At 64.6% G+C, this 16,916-nt stretch carries 15 protein-coding genes; 4 read left to right on the plus strand and 11 right to left on the minus strand.

The window, feature by feature from the left end; genetic code table 11:
- Positions 1–85: 85 nt before the first annotated feature.
- Positions 86–961 (minus strand): arginase family protein, encoded by an 876-nt coding sequence (locus ABIC75_RS06255; RefSeq protein WP_354012971.1) that lies wholly within the window; start codon positions 959–961, stop codon positions 86–88.
- Positions 948–2,006, minus strand: a complete 1,059-nt coding sequence (locus ABIC75_RS06260; protein WP_354012972.1) for a peptidogalycan biosysnthesis protein — start codon at positions 2,004–2,006, stop codon at positions 948–950. Before ABIC75_RS06260 ends, ABIC75_RS06255 begins: the two co-directional genes overlap by 14 nt.
- A 233-nt stretch (positions 2,007–2,239) precedes the next feature.
- Here ABIC75_RS06260 and ABIC75_RS06265 point away from each other — a divergent pair, with 233 nt between their 5' ends.
- The gene (locus tag ABIC75_RS06265; RefSeq protein WP_046971921.1) at positions 2,240–2,491 is read left to right on the plus strand and encodes an acyl carrier protein; all 252 of its coding nucleotides are present in this window, start codon (positions 2,240–2,242) and stop codon (positions 2,489–2,491) included.
- 3 nt (positions 2,492–2,494) lie between these two features.
- Positions 2,495–3,709: a beta-ketoacyl-[acyl-carrier-protein] synthase family protein gene (locus ABIC75_RS06270; protein ID WP_354012973.1), complete on the plus strand. Its 1,215-nt coding sequence runs from the start codon at positions 2,495–2,497 to the stop codon at positions 3,707–3,709.
- Positions 3,710–4,255: 546 nt separating this feature from the next.
- On the opposite strand, the gene ABIC75_RS06275 is transcribed toward ABIC75_RS06270, so the two are convergent.
- Both ABIC75_RS06275 and ABIC75_RS06280 read right to left on the minus strand, forming a co-directional pair.
- Positions 4,256–4,687 (minus strand): NUDIX hydrolase, encoded by a 432-nt coding sequence (locus tag ABIC75_RS06275; RefSeq protein ID WP_354012974.1) that lies wholly within the window; start codon positions 4,685–4,687, stop codon positions 4,256–4,258.
- Positions 4,684–5,172, minus strand: a complete 489-nt coding sequence (locus tag ABIC75_RS06280; protein ID WP_354012975.1) for an NUDIX hydrolase — start codon at positions 5,170–5,172, stop codon at positions 4,684–4,686. Before ABIC75_RS06280 ends, ABIC75_RS06275 begins: the two co-directional genes overlap by 4 nt.
- A gap of 110 nt (positions 5,173–5,282) precedes the next feature.
- Between ABIC75_RS06280 and ABIC75_RS06285 the strand changes: the two genes are divergently transcribed.
- Positions 5,283–6,095, plus strand: a complete 813-nt coding sequence (locus tag ABIC75_RS06285) for a phosphodiester glycosidase family protein (RefSeq protein WP_354012976.1) — start codon at positions 5,283–5,285, stop codon at positions 6,093–6,095.
- A 54-nt stretch (positions 6,096–6,149) separates the two neighbouring features.
- Entirely contained in the window at positions 6,150–8,570 is a 2,421-nt protein-coding gene (locus ABIC75_RS06290; RefSeq protein ID WP_354012977.1) for a penicillin acylase family protein, read from the plus strand.
- A 55-nt stretch (positions 8,571–8,625) separates the two neighbouring features.
- Here the strand turns inward: ABIC75_RS06290 and dapE are convergent, their stop codons facing one another.
- The 7 genes from dapE to map form a co-directional block, all read right to left on the minus strand.
- The gene (gene dapE, locus ABIC75_RS06295; protein WP_354012978.1) at positions 8,626–9,759 is read right to left on the minus strand and encodes a succinyl-diaminopimelate desuccinylase; all 1,134 of its coding nucleotides are present in this window, start codon (positions 9,757–9,759) and stop codon (positions 8,626–8,628) included.
- 41 nt (positions 9,760–9,800) lie between these two features.
- Positions 9,801–10,862 carry a VIT1/CCC1 transporter family protein gene (locus ABIC75_RS06300; protein ID WP_354013080.1) on the minus strand — a complete coding sequence of 354 codons (1,062 nt, stop codon included), beginning with the start codon at positions 10,860–10,862 and terminating at the stop codon, positions 9,801–9,803.
- 19 nt (positions 10,863–10,881) lie between these two features.
- Positions 10,882–11,379 (minus strand): DUF2165 family protein, encoded by a 498-nt coding sequence (locus ABIC75_RS06305; protein WP_354012979.1) that lies wholly within the window; start codon positions 11,377–11,379, stop codon positions 10,882–10,884.
- Positions 11,380–11,392: 13 nt separating this feature from the next.
- On the minus strand, positions 11,393–11,749 hold the full coding sequence (locus ABIC75_RS06310; protein WP_354012980.1) for a Spx/MgsR family RNA polymerase-binding regulatory protein: 357 nt from the start codon (positions 11,747–11,749) through the stop codon (positions 11,393–11,395).
- A complete protein-coding gene (gene dapD / locus ABIC75_RS06315; protein ID WP_436407876.1) occupies positions 11,746–12,573 on the minus strand; it encodes a 2,3,4,5-tetrahydropyridine-2,6-dicarboxylate N-succinyltransferase in 828 nt (275 codons plus the stop codon). Before dapD ends, ABIC75_RS06310 begins: the two co-directional genes overlap by 4 nt.
- Before the next feature lie 109 nt (positions 12,574–12,682).
- Positions 12,683–15,337 carry a [protein-PII] uridylyltransferase gene (gene glnD, locus ABIC75_RS06320; protein WP_354012982.1) on the minus strand — a complete coding sequence of 885 codons (2,655 nt, stop codon included), beginning with the start codon at positions 15,335–15,337 and terminating at the stop codon, positions 12,683–12,685.
- Between the two features lie 671 nt (positions 15,338–16,008).
- A complete protein-coding gene (map, locus tag ABIC75_RS06325; RefSeq protein WP_354012983.1) occupies positions 16,009–16,776 on the minus strand; it encodes a type I methionyl aminopeptidase in 768 nt (255 codons plus the stop codon).
- Positions 16,777–16,916: the final 140 nt, after the last annotated feature.

Consider the following 16,916-nt stretch of genomic DNA (forward strand, 5'->3'; position numbering starts at 1 on the left):
AGCCGGCTCTCGACATGCGTGCAGCATCCTTGCCTGTTCAGCGCCGCGCCGGCGTGAACGACGCGGTGATGGTCGCCGCGCCGGTTTACGTGCTGCTTTCGGCGATGGCCGCAAGCAGGCGGACGTTGAACGCGCGCTGTTGTGCCTGCCATGCGTCCAGTTCGCTCTGCGGCACGGGCTCCTGTCCGTCCATGCCGCTGAGCATGCGCTTCCACCAGGTGCGGTACTGGTAGGCGGAGACTTCGCCGTTGATGTCGCTCGCCACGATGCGCCCGCGCAGCGCTTCGATGATCGCCATGGCGTGCTGTTCCTCCAGCCGCCCCTGGTCCCAGTTGGTGCGCGCGGTATCGACGCTGAAAGCGTCCTTGTCGATGGACAGGTAAGTCGGCTGCGGCGCCTGCTTCAACTGCTGCACGAAGGCGCAGGTGAGTTCGTCCGGATCATTGAAGCGCCGGAAGGCGTCGGCGAGACCGAGTTTCGCCGCCCAATCCACGTTCACGTCCATGCACCAGTAGGTGAGCTTGCCGGCCTGCAAGGGGCGCAGGTAGTTCTCCCAGGCATGCCTGGCGCCGATATCGCCCGAGGTGATGCCCACCACATGCACGTGCGTGACGAACGGCAGCATCGCCACGCGACGCACCCACGAGCCGCAATGGATGCCCCACGGAAAACGCATGTTGTCCGGATGGTTGTCGAACACCACCACCTGGAACGGACCGCGCGCACGCTGGCGCTGCACCAGCGGCCAGGTGAGATGGTGGTAGTCGCCCGACCCCATCAGCACGGTGCCGTATTTTTCCGGCAGCCGCGTGTCGAGATAGTTGCGCAGGCGGTTGAACGTGCGCAGCGTGCAGCCGAAGCGAATGGCCTCCTGCCAGTCGGTGAGCGCGAGCGTGGTCGCGCCCGGAATCTCGCCGATCGAGCTGTCGAAATCCAGGATCAGTGGTTCACGCCGGTTCATGCGCCGCCCATTGGCTATCGCTCTCGAAGAATCTGCCGAGCTTGCGCGCGGCCATGCGCAGCAGCGGATTGCGCAGGTAGATCGCGTGCCGCGTCAGGGTGAATTGTGCACCCAGATACGCCTTGACCTGCGGATCGGTCCAACCGGCCACGTAGTGAGTCAGGTTGTGCTCGCGCGCAAACGCCAGGTTGTGGAACCAACTGGTGAAGTACAGGTTCTGCTCGCGCGCCTGCGGATAGGCAAAACCCACGTACTTGTCGATCAGCTTGCCACCGACCACGAAACACAGGTTCCAGCCGATCATGGCTTCCTGGTGGCGATAGACGAACACCACGCCGCCGTTCGTGGCATCGCGCAGCACGGCCGCGAAAAAATCGCGACTCAACTTGTCGAAGTGAATCTCGCTCTGCGCGTAGACGTTCTCGTAAAGCGCGTAATACGCATTGACCACCGCATCGTCGTTGAACACGGCGTCGCCGCAGCGTACCGGCGTCACCGTTGTCTCATCGCGCTTGCGCAGCTTGCGGCGAATGTCCTTCCGGCGGCCAGAGGACAATCGCGCGAGGTATTCGTCCTCGTTCTGGAAATCGATGGTCACATACGCCAGCGCCTGCCCTTCCAGCAACAGGAAACCGGCCGCATCGCAGGCATCCGCAAAACGCCGGCACCATTCGCCCGTTGCGTCGTCGAACAGTGGCGAGGCCTGCGGGATGTCCTTCACCACCATCAATCGCTGGCGGCGGCCCAACTGGTCGCGCAGGGCCCTGGCCAGCGCATCGGGCTGGGCATGGCGAGGAAACAGCGCGTACTCAGACACCGTGGTGCCCACGAAGGCCGTGCGCCAGCGCAGCAGGCGCCCCCACCAGCGGTAGCCGGGCGCGCCCATCACCTTGGCGCGCGCGTCGTCATCGGCCGTGGTGAGCAGGTCGAACGGCGCGACGAAGGCCGGCGTTTCCGCGACCTGCATCACACTGAAATCGATGGGGGGATATTCGGCGAACCGGGCCACCAGTGCGTCCGGCTCGAGCTGATTGAGGTACTGCACGCGACAGGCCCACGAGTCACAAGGCCATAGGATACGACTCCCTGCCTCGCCCGGACACAACCCCAGGGCTTTTTGCCGGTGATAAGGCTGCTGAAAGGCGACAGGCGGAGCATCACGCCAACTCCTCGATACGGCGGCATTCTGGACTTTGTCCTGACGGTTCGTCAGGCTTGAGAAACGGCATCCCGGGGGATGCCGCGTGACCCGGCGCCGTGGAACCCAGGAAACCACACATGAGCAACGTTCAGCAGGAAACCTTCGACATCATCGCCAAGCAGGCCAAGATCGAGCTCGACACGATCAAGCCGGAGTCCACCCTGAAGGATCTGGGCATCGCTTCACTGGATGCCATCGAAGTGATCTTCGACATCGAGGAACACTTCAACATCAACCTGCCCAACGAAGACACCGACTTCGACGGCGGCACCGTCGGCCAGCTTGTGGAAGCCATCGAGCGCCAGCTCGCCCAGAAGACCAGCGAATAATCCATGCGCCGTATCGTGATTACCGGCATGGGCGCGATCTGCGCGCTCGGCCACGATGCACCTTCCGTGTGGAAGGCGATGACCGAGGGTCGATCCGGCATCGGCCCCATCCACCACATCGACCCGGGCCAGCTGCGCAACGGCGGCATCGCGGCCGAAGTGCCGGACTACGACCCGGCCAAGTATTTCGATGAAAGCCGTCGCGCCCTGCTCGATATCTTCAGCGAGTACGCGCTCATCGCGGCGCACGAGGCCATTCGTCAGTCGGGCATCGATTTCAAGGGCGAGGTGGGCGCGCGCACAGCGGTGGTCATCGGCACCGGCGCCGGCGGCGAAACCACCCGCGACGATCTCTACGAGCGTCTGTACGGTGAACACCAGGGCCGCTTTCACCCGCTCAGCATCGTGCGCATGATGATGAACGCGCCCGCCAGCCAGGTGAGCATGGTGCACGGCATCACCGGCCCCGCGTTCGTGGTGGCCAGTGCATGTGCGTCGTCCAACCACGCGTTCGCTCAGGCCGCCATGATGATCCGCTCGGGCATGGTCGATGCGGCCGTGGTCGGTGGCACCGAAGCGTGCGTCACGCTGGGCACGCTGCGCGCGTGGGAAGCCATGCGCGTACTCGCGCCCGACACCTGCCGCCCCTTCAGCAAGGGCCGTCGCGGCCTGGTGCTGGGCGAAGGCGCGGCGATGTACGTGATCGAAACACTGGAATCGGCGCAGAAGCGTGGTGCCGAGATCATCTGCGAGCTCGTGGGCACCGGCATGAGTTCGGATGCGGGCGACATCGCCGCACCGTCCGACATCGGCGCTGCCGCCGCCATGAGCATGGCGCTGCGCGATGGAGGCCTGTCGCCGGAAGACGTGGATTACGTCAACGCACACGGCACCGGCACGGTGGCCAACGACAGCACCGAGACGCGCGCCATCCATCGCGTGTTCGGCGCGCATGCACGCGAGATGGTGATTTCCTCGACCAAGTCCATGCACGGCCATGCGCTGGGTGCGGGCGGTGCGCTGGAACTCATTGGCGCCATTGGCGCGATTCACGATGGCATCGTGCCGCCGACCATCAACTATCTCGAACCCGATCCGGCGTGTGACCTGGACTACGTGCCGAATGTGGCGCGCGAGCGGAAGGTTGATGCGGCGATCAGCAATTCGTTTGCGTTCGGGGGGTTGAATGCGGTGGTGGCGGTGAGGCGGATGGGGTGAGGGTGAGGGTGAGGGTGAGGGTGATGGTGCTCTCGAGGGGGTGTCTGCTCGTCATCCGGACGCGGTCCGCTTAGCTCGTCATTCCTGCGAAAGCAGGAGGCGCTTTTCAACAGCCGAAGGCTGGTCATCCAGTGACTTTGCACTTGGTTGTCGCGTTATAGCCAGGGTGCCGCCTACGCGGCGGGCGTTTCGATCGGCTGCCGCCGCTCGAGTCACTTTTCTTTTGCTGGCCCAAAAGATCCCACGGGACTAGCTTCGCGTCGAAAGTAACCCAAAGAAAATGGCCTCAAGAGCTCGCAGCATTGTGCTGGAATGAGCCCGAACGCTCGAGGATGGTTGTCGCGGGACACCCATGGGAGGCCGCACAGCGGGCACTCCGAAGCGCTGCGCAACGCACCCAAATCGCAGAGGACTTAAAACGGAGCCTCGCTTCGCATCGGCCTTTGCGCAACGTTGCTCCTCAAGATCACACGCGGGGTACTGCACTTCTCCCTCTCCCCTTGCGGGAGAGGGTTGGGGCATTGCCACCTTTACGGTGGAGAGGGGTCAATCTTGCGGATGCATCACAACAGGCGTCGCCGCAACGGCCGGCAAAATAAACTCGCGACTCAGACGCGCAATCGGCATGTCTCCAAGCGCGGCCGGATCGATCCAGCACACACCCTCGATTTCTGCCTGCGCCTCAAACGGCCCATCAGCTTTCACCTCATAGACCTCGGCCTCGACCACATGCCCCGGCTCGTTCGCCGCCGGCGCGCTGAAGCGGCCGATCCATCGCGCGCCTTTCTCGTGCATCGTGCAGCCAAGTTCTTCGTGCAGTTCGCGGGCGATGGTATGCAGATCGTTGAGATCATCCGCGTCGCGCTTGCCGCCTGGTTGTTGCCATACCGTGGCGCCACGCTTGCGCACCATCAGCACCCTGCCCTGCACATCGCGAATGACCGCGGCGACGATGCCGATGACCTGCTCGTCACTCACAGTCGCGAGTACGACCAGGACTGCATGCGGCCATCCTTGTACGGCATCACGCCATGGAAGGGGCGCGGGTCGTCGTCGAACACCAGCGGCAGGAAATGGCGGTCGCCTTCCCACATCGGCAGGTCCATCAGGCGGTCCACCGGCACCCATTCAAGCGTGCCTTCGGGGTTGGACTCCATCGGGGTGCCGCTGAAGCGATCGATGACGAAGATGAAGCCGAGCCAGTCTTCGCCCTGCTTGCCGAAGCCCGGCCAGTTGAGGGTGCCGCGCAGCGATATCGACTCGCAGGTGATCCCGGCCTCTTCGAGTATTTCGCGGCGCATGCACGCGGCGATGTCTTCGCCGGGCTCCATCTTGCCGCCCAGGCCGTTGTACTTGCCCAGGTGCATATCGTCGGGCCGCGAGTTGCGGTGGATCATGAGGACTTGCCGACGATCCGGCGACAGCACATAGCCAAGGGTCGCGACGATGGGGGTGTAAGGCATCGGTACGCTGCGGGTCGAGGAGGAAAGCAGCCAGTATAGGCGGAGGGGACCATTCGCCATACGTCTCGGCGGACTTGCGCCAGCCCGGCCTGGGCGGCGACCATCGTGGCATGTCCATCGCTTCAGACCGCCCATCGTCCCGTCTGCGCCTCTCGCTGTGCTGGCTGCTGCTGGCACTGGCGCTGGTGGCCGGCTGCGACCGCCAGGCGCAGGCCGTCTCCAGCAAGGAACAGGTGTTCGACAACCAGAATTTCCGCGTGGTCAGCATCGACCTGAAACGCGAGACGCTGAGCCTGCACTGGAAGGACCCGGAAAGCGGCGAAGCCTTCGGCACCATCAACGCCTTGCGCCAATGGGGCATGACGCATAACCGCCGCATGCTGTTCGCCGCGAACGCGGGCATCTACGACCGCCAGTTCGCGCCGCTGGGCCTGTACGTGGAAAACGGCAAGACGACGGTGCCGTTGAACCTGTCGCATGGCAACCCGGCCTCGGGCAACTTCTCGCTGCTGCCCAATGGCGTGTTCGCCATCTATCCGGATGGCCACGCCGCCGTGCAGACCAGCACGGCATTCAAGGCGGCCGGCAAGCCCACGCAATGGGCCAGCCAGTCGGGCCCCATGCTGGTGATCGACGGCAAGCTCAACGACCAGTTCATCGACGACTCCAACAGCCTCAAGTGGCGCAGCGGCGTATGCGCGAAGACGCCGCACCACGTCGTGTTCGCGGTGAGCGAGGCGCCGGTGAATTTCCATACCTTCGCGCGGCTGTTCAAGGAAGAGCTCGGTTGCCGCGATGCGCTCTACCTGGACGGCACCATCTCCCAGTTCTACGTGGACGGCGAAGGCTACGCCGGCGCGCCCACGTTCATGGTAAAGCCGTATGCCGGCATTTTCGCGGTGTTCTCGCAGACCACGCCTTGACCGCGCACGCTGGCGGTTTTCTTCCAACGCTTATCGGATCGAGCCACTCGCGCCATGAATCAACCCCGACGTTTCCGCTGGCTTCGCTATCTGCTTGGAACCTTGCTGATCCTGCTGCTGGGCGTCTTCGCCACCGGCTGGTTCCTGCTGGCAGGCAGCCGCGCGCAACTCGACGGCGAGGTGACGCTCAACGGCCTCGGCGATGCGGTCGCCATCACCCGCGATGCGCTCGGCACCACCACGCTGCAGGGCAAGAGCCGCGATGACGTCACCTACGCGATGGGCTATGTGCATGCACAGGAGCGCTTCTTCGCGATGGATCTGATGCGTCGCCTGCCTGCGGGCGAACTCTGCGAACTGGTGGGCGCCAAAGCGCTGGATACCGACATCAACCATCGTCGCCATCGCCTGCGCAGCGTGGCCCAGGCAGCCTATGCGGCGCTGACACCGGAGCAGAAGCGCACGCTCGACCTTTACGCGGCAGGCGTCAACGCCGGCCTCGCACACCTGCACGTGAAGCCATGGGAATATCTGCTGCTCAACACGAAGCCGCAGCCTTGGAAAGCGGAAGATACTTTCCTGGTGATCGCGGCGATGTACCTGGATCTCAACGGCGACGGCCGCAACGATCGCGAGCTGCACATGGCCGAACTGCGCTCGGCGCTGCCTGCGCCGGTAGCCGACTTCCTGCTCTCGCCCGATCCGGATTGGGAGGCGCCGCTGCAAGGCGATCTTTCGCGTCCGCCGGTGATCCCGGACGCGGAGACGTTCGACCTGCACAAGGTCGCACCGGCTATCCCTGGCGACAAGAGCGCCCTTACGGCTGCCCTGCTTCCGGCGCTCGACGCGGCGCGACCGGGCAGCAACAGCTTCGCGGTCGCGGGCAATCTCACCGAATCGGGTTCGGCCATCGTGGCGAACGACATGCACCTGTCGTTGCGCGTGCCCAACATCTGGTTCCGCGTGCGCCTGCGTTATCCGGATGCGTCCGCGCCGGGAGGCCAGCGCGATGCGAACGGCGTGTCGCTGCCTGGCACGCCTGCATTGGTCGTCGGTTCGAATGGACAGGTGGCCTGGGGCTTCACCAACAGCTACGGCGACTGGACGGATTGGGTACGCGTGTTGCGTGACCCGAACGATGCCTCGCGCTACAAGGTGCCCGAAGGCTGGGCGGCCATCGAAACGCACGACGAAGTCATCCACATCAAGGATGCTCCCGACCACACGCTGAAAGTGGAAGCCACGCGCTGGGGTCCGATCATGGACAAGGACGTGGACGGCACGCCGCTGGCGCTGGCGTGGATCGGCGATCGTGCGAAGGGTTACAACCTCGGCGTGATGCAGCTGGAACACGTCGACAGCGCGCACGCGGCGCTCGATCTGGCGCCGGGCATGGGCATGCCGCCGCAGAACCTGCTGGTGGGCGACAGCGCCGGCCATATCGGCTGGACGGTCACGGGCACCTGCATTCCGCTACGCAAGGGCTTTGATCCGCAGCTGCCGGCCGACTGGTCAGCCGCCGACACCGGCTGGCTGGGCTGCGCCGAAGCCTCGCAATACCCGCGCGTGGAAGATCCCGCGGACGGTCGCCTGTGGACCGCCAACAACCGCACGGTGGACGGCGCCGAACTCGAATTGCTCGGCAACGGCGGCCACGATCTTGGCGCACGCGCGCAGCAGATCCGCGACGATCTGCGCGCCCGCAACAGCTTCACGCCCGGCAACATGCTCGACGTGCAATTGGACAACCGCGCCGTGCTGCTCACGCGCTGGCAACGATTGCTGCAGGACACGCTCGCGGGCACGCACGATCCGGACCTCGAACAACTGCGCCAGCTCACCGCGGCATGGGTGGGCCGCGCCTCGACGGACAGTGTCGACTACCGACTCGTGCGCGCCTTCCGCGACAAGGTGAAGGAGAAGGTGCTCGCGCCCTTCGTCGCGCAGGTGAAGGCCAAGCACGACGACTTCGCCTGGCCCGGCCTGGTCGATGCCGAGGCGGCCGTATGGACCTTGCTGCGCGATCGCCCGATGAACCTGCTCGATCCGAAGTACGACAACTGGAACGCGTTGCTCAACGCCGCCGCGCACGACGTGGCCGATGAGCTGGGCAAGCAACCCGGTGGCCTCGCCGCACGCACCTGGGGCGAGTACAACCGCACGGCCATCCGCCATCCGCTGTCGCGCGCCCTGCCCGGTTTCCTCGGTCGTTTCCTCGACATGCCCGACGAACCGGTGGCCGGCGACCACAACATGCCGCGCGTCGTATCGCCGGGCTTTGGTGCCTCGGAACGACTCGATGCGATGCCCGGCCATGAAGCGCAAAGCATCCTGCACATGCCCGGCGGCCAGAGCGACAACCCGCTTTCGCCGTATCACGGCGCGGGCCAGGAGGATTGGGTGAACGGCAAACCCACGCCGCTGCTGCCAGGCCCCGACCAGCACACCCTCACGCTGGTGCCCGCCAAGCCATAAAGAAAAAAGCCGCCTTTCAGGCGGCTTTTTTTTCAGGGCGACGTGCGATGGATGTTCAGCCCAGCAAGCGAGCGCAAACGGCTTCGTAGAGCGACGGCAGCTTTTCCAGATCAGCCACTGACACGCATTCGTCCACCTTGTGGATGGTGGCATTGACGGGACCCAGCTCCACCACCTCCGCGCCCAACGGCGCGATGAAGCGGCCGTCCGACGTACCGCCACCCGTGCTTTCTTCCGGCGAAACACCGCAAAGCTCGCGGCATACCGACACCACCGCCTCGCGCACGGCGCCGCCCGGTGGCGTGAGGAAAGGTTCGCCCGACAGCGACCATTCGATCTGCCAGTCCACGCCGTGCTTGTCGAGGATGGCCTCGGTGCGCTTGCGCAGATCCTCGGCACGGCTGGCGGTGCTGTAACGGAAATTGATCAACGCCGTGAGCGTGCCGGGAATGACGTTGTTGGCGCCGGTGCCCGCATTGAGGTTCGACACCTGGAACGAGGTGGGCGGGAAATCCTGATTGCCCTCGTCCCAACGTTCGGCCGCCAATTCCGCCAGCGCAGGCGCAAACGCGTGGATGGGATTGCGCGCCTTCTCCGGATACGCCACATGCCCCTGGATGCCGCGCACATGCAACGCGCCAGACAGCGAACCACGCCGACCGACACGAATCAGGTCACCCAGCTTTTCCTTCGATGACGGCTCGCCCACCACGCACCAGTCGATGCGCTCGCCGGTGGCGCGGAAATGCTCCGCCACGCGACGCACGCCATCGAGGTTGGTCGGTCCTTCCTCGTCGCTGGTCAGCAACAATCCCACGCGGCCGCGATGATCCGGATGTGCCGCGACAAAGGCCTCCAGCGCCACCACCATCGCGGCTACCGAGCCTTTCATATCGGCCGCACCACGGCCGTATAGAAGGCCATCGCGAATCACCGGCTCGAACGGATCGCTGGCCCAGCTCTCGGCCGGCCCCGACGGCACCACGTCGGTATGTCCGAGAAACACCAGCAGCGGACCGCCCTGCCCATGCGTGGCCCAGAGATTGTCGACCTCGCCAGAGCGCAGGTGCTGGACCTGGAAGCCCGCACGCTCCAGGCGTTCGCCAATGGAAGCCTGGCATCCGGCGTCGTCCGGCGTCACCGAGCGGCGGCGAATCAGGTCAATGGCTAGATCGAGAACTTTGGACATGACATGCCTCAAACCATGAATATGCGATGCGCAGCGCGCTCTTATCCCGCCAACGCCGTTCCCAACACATGCCCCACCACGTACGTGATACCCGCAGCGGCGACGGTGATCGCCAGCTGACGGGCGATGGAAAACGCCATGCTGCGTCCGGTGAACAGCGCAGTGCCCATGCCAATCAACACCAACCCGGCGATGGTGGATGCAATGCTGGCGACGAAAGCGGCGTGGCCGTGCAGGAACAGGTAGGGCGCCACCGGAAACAGTGCGCCCAATGCGAACAGGCAGAACGAGGAAATGGCAGCGCCGTAGGCGGAGCCCCCCAATTCGTCGGGATCGATGCCGAGGTCTTCGCGCACCAGCGTATCCAGGGCGGTGCGTGGACGTTCGGCAATCTGCGCGGCCAGTTCGTCAGCGGTTTTCGCATCCATGCCCTTCTGGCGATAGATGCCGACGAGACTGCGCTTGCCGTCCTCCGGCGAAACGGCCAGGCGCTCGGCGCGCGCGGCGATCTGCGCCTGATAGAACTCGCGCGAGCTGTTCACCGACAGCCATTCGCCCAGCGCCATCGAACAAGCGCCGGCCACCAGGCCCGCGAAACCGGCCAACAGAATGGCGTGGTCGCCTGAAGCGGCGCCGGCCATACCCATCACCAGGCTGCCGTTGGAAACCAGTCCGTCGTTGGCACCCAGCACGGCGGCGCGCAGCGTGTTGCCGCTCTGCGTGCGATGCCGGCCGCTGGGCGCGGAGGGCGCCTGCGCCTCGAGGAAGTGATTGCGATGCCCTTCGCGATCCACCGGCGTCGGCAGATGGTCAGCGTGTTCCAGGCGCACCACCGTCGGCATCACGAACTCGGTGCCAAAGCGGCGCGCAAACCAGGTGAGCACCTTCACGCGTGCACCGATGCGGGCAGGCGGCGCCTGCACACCCATGTGCGTGAGCTGCTCTTCCCAGAACCCGGCGTTGGCTCGCTCGCCATCGGCAATGCGCCGGTAGGCACGCCGCAGGCGCTGGTCGGACGCGAGTTCGGACAGATGCTCGTATAGCGCTGCGTTGTCGCGTTCGATGCGAAGATTGTTGAGATAGTGCCGTGCGCGACGCTCCATCACGACGCCTCCCGAAGATTCATTCGTCCAGCTCGCCGTCGCGCTGCCCCAGATAGAGCAGCGCCGCCAGCAACACGACCACGAAACGGAACGCACTCTCCAAACCGTTCCACTGCGTGGACATCCACATGCCAAACCATTCGCCGCCAATGGCGATGAAGCCGCCCAACCAGAGCATGACGCCCACCGTGAGGCTGAGCACGCTCATGCGCTTGGCGCGATGAAACAACGCCGCCGGCATCTTGCGCGCACGCCACAGACGCCACACACCCAGCCAGCACAGCACCGCCGCCAGCGTTTCCGTAGCGATGATCAGTGCATAGGCCAGGTGTTGCAGCCATGGCAAAGTGATCGCCCGATAGTGGATGCCCGCACCCGGGAAAATGGTATCCATCGCCAGCACGTGCTGCACAAAGGGCCAGTTGCTGCCGTAATCGGTGAGGTTGCCGAAGGCAACCAGCGACAGCCAGAGCGCGATGGTCGCGAGCAACACTATTCGGGAGAGGCGCACCACCATGGCCGGGAGGTCCTCAGCGTCCGAACAGTTTCTTGAAACCGTTATCGGTGAAACCCACGCTGACGGAACCATCTTCCTGCACCACCACTGGGCGACGCACCAGCGCCGGGTATTCCTTGAGCAACAACGTCCACTCCGGATCGCTGCCCGGGTTCTTGCGTTGCGGCAACAAGGTGCGCCAGGTGGTGGAGGATTTGTTCACCAGCTTTTCCCAGCCGCCGAGTTGCTGCGCCCAGCTCTTCAGCGTGGTCGCCGGCACAGGGTTCGCGCGGTAGTCGACGAACGTGTAGCCCACCTCGAAACGATCAAGCCAGTTGCGCGCCTTGCGGCAGGTATCGCAGGTGGTGAGGCCGTACAGGGTCGCGCTCATTCGGCGCTCCGCAGCAGTTCGTTGATGCCGGTCTTGCTGCGCGTCTTCTCGTCGACCTGCTTGACGATGATGGCCGCATACAAGCTGTGCGAGCCGTCCTTCGCCGGCAGGCTGCCCGCCACCACCACGCTACCCGCCGGCACGCGACCGTAGCTGACTTCGCCGGTGGCACGGTTGTAGATGCGCGTGGACTGGCCGAGGAAGACGCCCATGCCGATCACGCTGCCCTTCTCCACGATCACGCCTTCGACCACTTCCGAACGCGCACCGATGAAGCAATTGTCTTCGATGATGGTGGGGTTGGCCTGCAGCGGTTCGAGCACGCCGCCAATGCCCACGCCGCCCGACAGATGCACGCCCGCGCCGATCTGCGCGCACGAACCCACGGTGGCCCAGGTGTCGACCATGGTGCCGGCGCCGACGTACGCGCCGATGTTCACATAGCTCGGCATCAGCACAGCGTCTTTCGCCACGTGCGCGCCGCGGCGCACCAGCGCACCCGGCACCACGCGCGCGCCCAGGCCTTCCAGTTCCTGGTCGTTGCCGTGGGCAAAGCGCAGCGGCACCTTGTCGAACGCCATCGCCGGGCCGCCATCCACCACGCGATTGCCGTTGAGGCGGAAATACAGCAGCACGGCTTTCTTGATCCACTGGTTCACCGTCCAGCCACCGTTGCCGTCGGGCTCGGCGACGCGGCGCTCGCCCGATTCCAGCAGGTCGATCACCTGCTCCACGGCCGGGCGCAGATGCGTGTCGATCTCGGCCTGGGTCAATTCGCTGCGGCGTTCGAAGGCGTCGTTGATGAGGGTTTCGATGGTTTGCATGGTGGTCACGGCAAGGGAAGCGGAAGGATGCGGCAACACGGCGCCGCAAGGGACATGGGATTCTGACAAGAAAAGGCGTGTACCGCGAGTCGACGGCCCCACGCCCGCCTCAGGCGCGCATTTCTTTCGCGGGCCCCAGGCGTTCGAGCAGGGCATGCAACAGGCGGTCCTGCAATTCGATGCCGAGCGGCGCGTCGTGGCGATCGGTGATGAGGAAGAAATCTTCCACGCGTTCGCCAAAGGTGGCGATGCGCGCATCGTGTACCCGCACGCCCGCATCCATCATGCCCTGCGCCACGGCCGCGAGCAGGCCTGGTCGATCGCTGCACACCAGCGCCAGCCGCGTGCGCCCATGGACCGTGCTGAAGGAAATCTTCGGCGCTGCCTGGAAGTGCTTGAGATGCCGCGACATGCTGCGGCGCGACGGCTGGTGCACGTGTCCCGGCTGCGACAAGGCGCGATGCAGGCGCTGCTTCAGCTCCTCGGCTCGCTCGGGCGTCGCCGGTTGCTGGGTGTCCGATTCGAGCAAGAGGAACGTATCGAGCGCCATGCCCGTGGGCGAGCTGAGGATGCGCGCTTCCATCACGGAAAGATGCAATCGGTCGAGCATGGCGGTGACCGCCGCGAACAAGCCGTCCCGATCGGGCACGTAGACGAACAATTCCGTCGTGCCTCGCACCGACTTCGGATGCACCTCCACCAATGGCGTGGCGCCCTTCGCGCGCAGGATGGCTGCGGTCTGCCACGCGATCTGTTCCGGGCGATGGCGCAGGAAACTCGATTCGGGAAAACCGCGCCACACGCGCTGGCACAGGTCGACGGAAAAGCCTTCCTGCTCCAGCAACGCCAGCGCCTGCTCGCAACAGCTGCGCACGCGCGCAGCGGCGTCGGAAGGCAATTCGTCCTCACTGCGCAACGCATAGCGCGTGGAAGTGTAGAGATCGGCAAGCAGGCGATCTTTCCAGCCGTTCCACAACTTCGGGCTGGTGCCGATGATGTCGGCGATGGTCAGCAGGTACAGGTAGTCCAGCCGCTCAGGTGAGCTTACCGTCTCGGCGAAACGATGCACCACGTCCGGATCGGTGATGTCCTGCCGCTGCGCTGTGGTGCTCATCAGCAGATGCCAGCGCACGAGCCACGCGATCAGTTGCGTGTCTTCTTCCGGCAGGCCGAGACGCCGACCGAAGGCGAGCGCTTCTTCCTCGCCCAATACCGAATGATCGCCGCCGCGACCCTTTGCAATGTCGTGGAACAACGCCGCCAGCAGCAACAGCTCCGGCTTGGGCAAGGTCGGCCAGATCTTGCAGGCGATGGGAAAATCAGTCGCGGCATCCGCATCGCCAAAGCGCGCCACGTTGCGCAGCACGCGCAGCGTGTGCTCATCGACCGTGTACACATGGAACAGGTCGTACTGCATGCGGCCGAACACCTTGCCGAACGCGGGAAGGATGGCCGCCAGCAGTCCGTGGCGATTCATGCGCCACATCGCCTCCACCGCCGGCGCACCCAGCTTCAGCAGGCGCAGGAAAGCGGCGAGCACGTCCGGATCGTCGGCCAGCGCGCGATCGAGCATCGCCGATGCCTGGTGCATGCGGCGCATGGTTTCCGCCGTGAAACCGGTGATGCCCGGCTCACCCAGTCGCGCAATAAAAGCTTCGACCAGCGACGCCGGCCTGCGCATGAAGAGATCCGGATCGCGCACGGCGAGGCGCTTGCCGTAACGCACGAAGTCCTCGCCAACCGGCTGCGGATTGGCGGGCGGCTCCAGCATTTCCTCGAAGCGCTCGGCGATCTGCACGCCAAGCCGCTCGACCTGGCTCGCCGCGCGGTAGTAGCCCTGCATGAACTGCTCGACGCCGAGGTTCTTCTCGTGTTCGTCCTGAAAGCCGAGTCGTGCCGCGAGCGCGCGCTGGTAGTCGAACAGCAGGCGTTCTTCGGCGCGCCCCGCTTCCAGGTGCAAGGCATAGCGATAACGACGCAGCGTTGCTTCCGATTGTTCCAGCGTGTCTTTTTCGGCAGGGTCGAGCAGGCCTTCCTCGACCATGTCGTCAAAGTCGTCCGCATGCGCGAGACGACGACCCAGCCAGCGCAACGCATCGAGCGTGCGCAAGCCGCCCGGACCATCCTTGAGATTGGGTTCGAGGTTGTAAGCGGTGTCGTTGTAGCGCGCGTGGCGCGCATCGCGCTCGGCGAGGCGCACGGCGAGATATGCCGCGGGCGGCCACAGCGCGGGATCGTCGACGATGCTCTTGAGCCCTTCTTCCATCGATGCATCGCCTACCAGCCGTCGCGCATCGAGCAGGCTGGTGAACACGCTCGCATCCTGCCTGGCGAGCGCACGGCACTGCACGAGATCACGCACGGCGTGACCCACTTTCAGGCCGATGTCCCACAGCGTGGCGAAGCACTGCTCCAGCGCACGCAGCCGCGCCGGCTCGGAAGGACCAACGAGCGCCAGCAGATCGACGTCCGAATGCGGAAACAGCAAACCGCGGCCGAACCCACCGACGGCGAACAACGCCGCGTCGCTCACATCGCCGAGGCAAGCCGTCCATACATGCACCACGATGCGTTGCACCGACTCGCTACGCCGGTGCGCCAGCGCCGTGGCGTCCGCACCATCACGAAACGCCGTGGCCAGGGCGCGATCCACATCGCCCAGCAGTTGCCGCAACGCCCGCCGCGCATCCGTCGACACACCCGAACGCGGCACCGCCGCACGCAGGCGTGGCAAGGGAGGCAACACGATCGGGGCGACAGGCATGGAAGAGGACGCATGTGGCGATGCAGCAAGTCTGCCACGCATGGGGGTCGAGCGCAGGGCAAATTGCGGTGGAGGACTGAAAAAACTCAAAAGCCCGAACGTTATGGAGAGGCCTCGGCTGCAATGTCACTACAAGCACCCACCTTTCGCCACCTGCTAGGCGGCAACGCTCCCGTAAAGTCGTCAACGCCTGCCAGCGCCCCTGGGAAAGGCGAAATACAGTGTGCAGCGCATTGCTCAAGCCATGCGAAGCGAGCCTCGCTTTAAGTCCTCAGGGATTCGGGCGCGTTGCGCAGCGCTTGGGAGTGCTCGCTATGTGGCCTCCCATGGGTGTCCCGCGACAACCATCCTCGAGCGTTCGGGCTTATCCCAGCACGATGCTGCGAGCCTTTGCTCTGAAGGCCATTTTCTTTGGGTCACTTTTCTTTTGGGCCAGCAAAAGAAAAGTGACTCGAGCGGCGGCAGCCGATCGAAACGCCCGCCGCGTAGGCGGCCAGGTCGCGTTAGCGTCACAACAGCGCGATCAGACGTGATCGCAACCACCTAACACCGAGGCGCTGGATTCCGGCCTGCGCCGGAATGACGAGCAAAAAAGGCCTGCGCCTGGACGGCGAACAAAAGAAAGGCCGCCGCAGCGACCTTCCCTCAACCTTCAAAATCGCAAGATAACCTCACGCCGCATCCGGCCAAGGCGTCAAAATCTCAAACCCATCATCCGTCACCGCAATGGTGTGCTCCCACTGCGCCGACAGCGAGTGATCCTTCGTCACCACCGTCCAGCCATCCGGCAACTGCTTGGTCTGCGGCTTGCCCGCATTGACCATCGGCTCGACCGTGAAGGTCATGCCCTTCTTCAGTTCCAGGCCCGTGCTCGGACGGCCGTAATGCAGCACCTGCGGTTCGTCGTGATACACCTTGCCGATGCCGTGACCGCAGTATTCGCGCACCACGGAGAAGCCGGCCGCTTCCGCGTGCTTCTGGATCGCTGCGCCGATGTCGCCCAGCGTGGCGCCCGGGCGCACCGCCTGGATGCCATGCATCATGGCTTCATAGGTGGTGTCCACCAGGCGCTTGGCCAGCACCGACGGGGTGCCGACGAAATACATGCGGCTGGTATCGCCGTGCCAGCCGTCCTTGATGACGGTGACATCGAGATTGATGATGTCGCCATCCTTCAGCACCTTGCCCGGCGTGGGAATGCCGTGGCAGATCACGTGGTTCACCGAGGTGCACAACGTCTTGGGAAAGCCGTTGTAGCCCACGTTGGCCGGGATCGCCTTCTGCACGTTCACGATGTGCTCGTAGGCCAGCCGGTCGAGGTCTTCGGTGGTCACGCCGGGCTTCACATGCTCCTTGAGCATGGCAAGCACTTCGGCGGCCAGCTTGCCGGCCTCGCGCATGGCCTGGATGTCTTCGGGGGTTTTAAGAGTGACTGCCATAGTTCTACTCACATGGCGGCAAACCTGCTGAAAATCCAGCGACTTGCCGCATCGCCGGCGCACCGGCTACAATTTCGAAGTTTTGCTGACCCGAGGTGTCCGTTTTCAACGGTCCGCACGGTCGTCGCAAAGCGAGGGAG

It is taken from the genome of Dyella japonica, from assembly GCF_040545895.1.
GTDB lineage: Bacteria > Pseudomonadota > Gammaproteobacteria > Xanthomonadales > Rhodanobacteraceae > Dyella > Dyella japonica_D.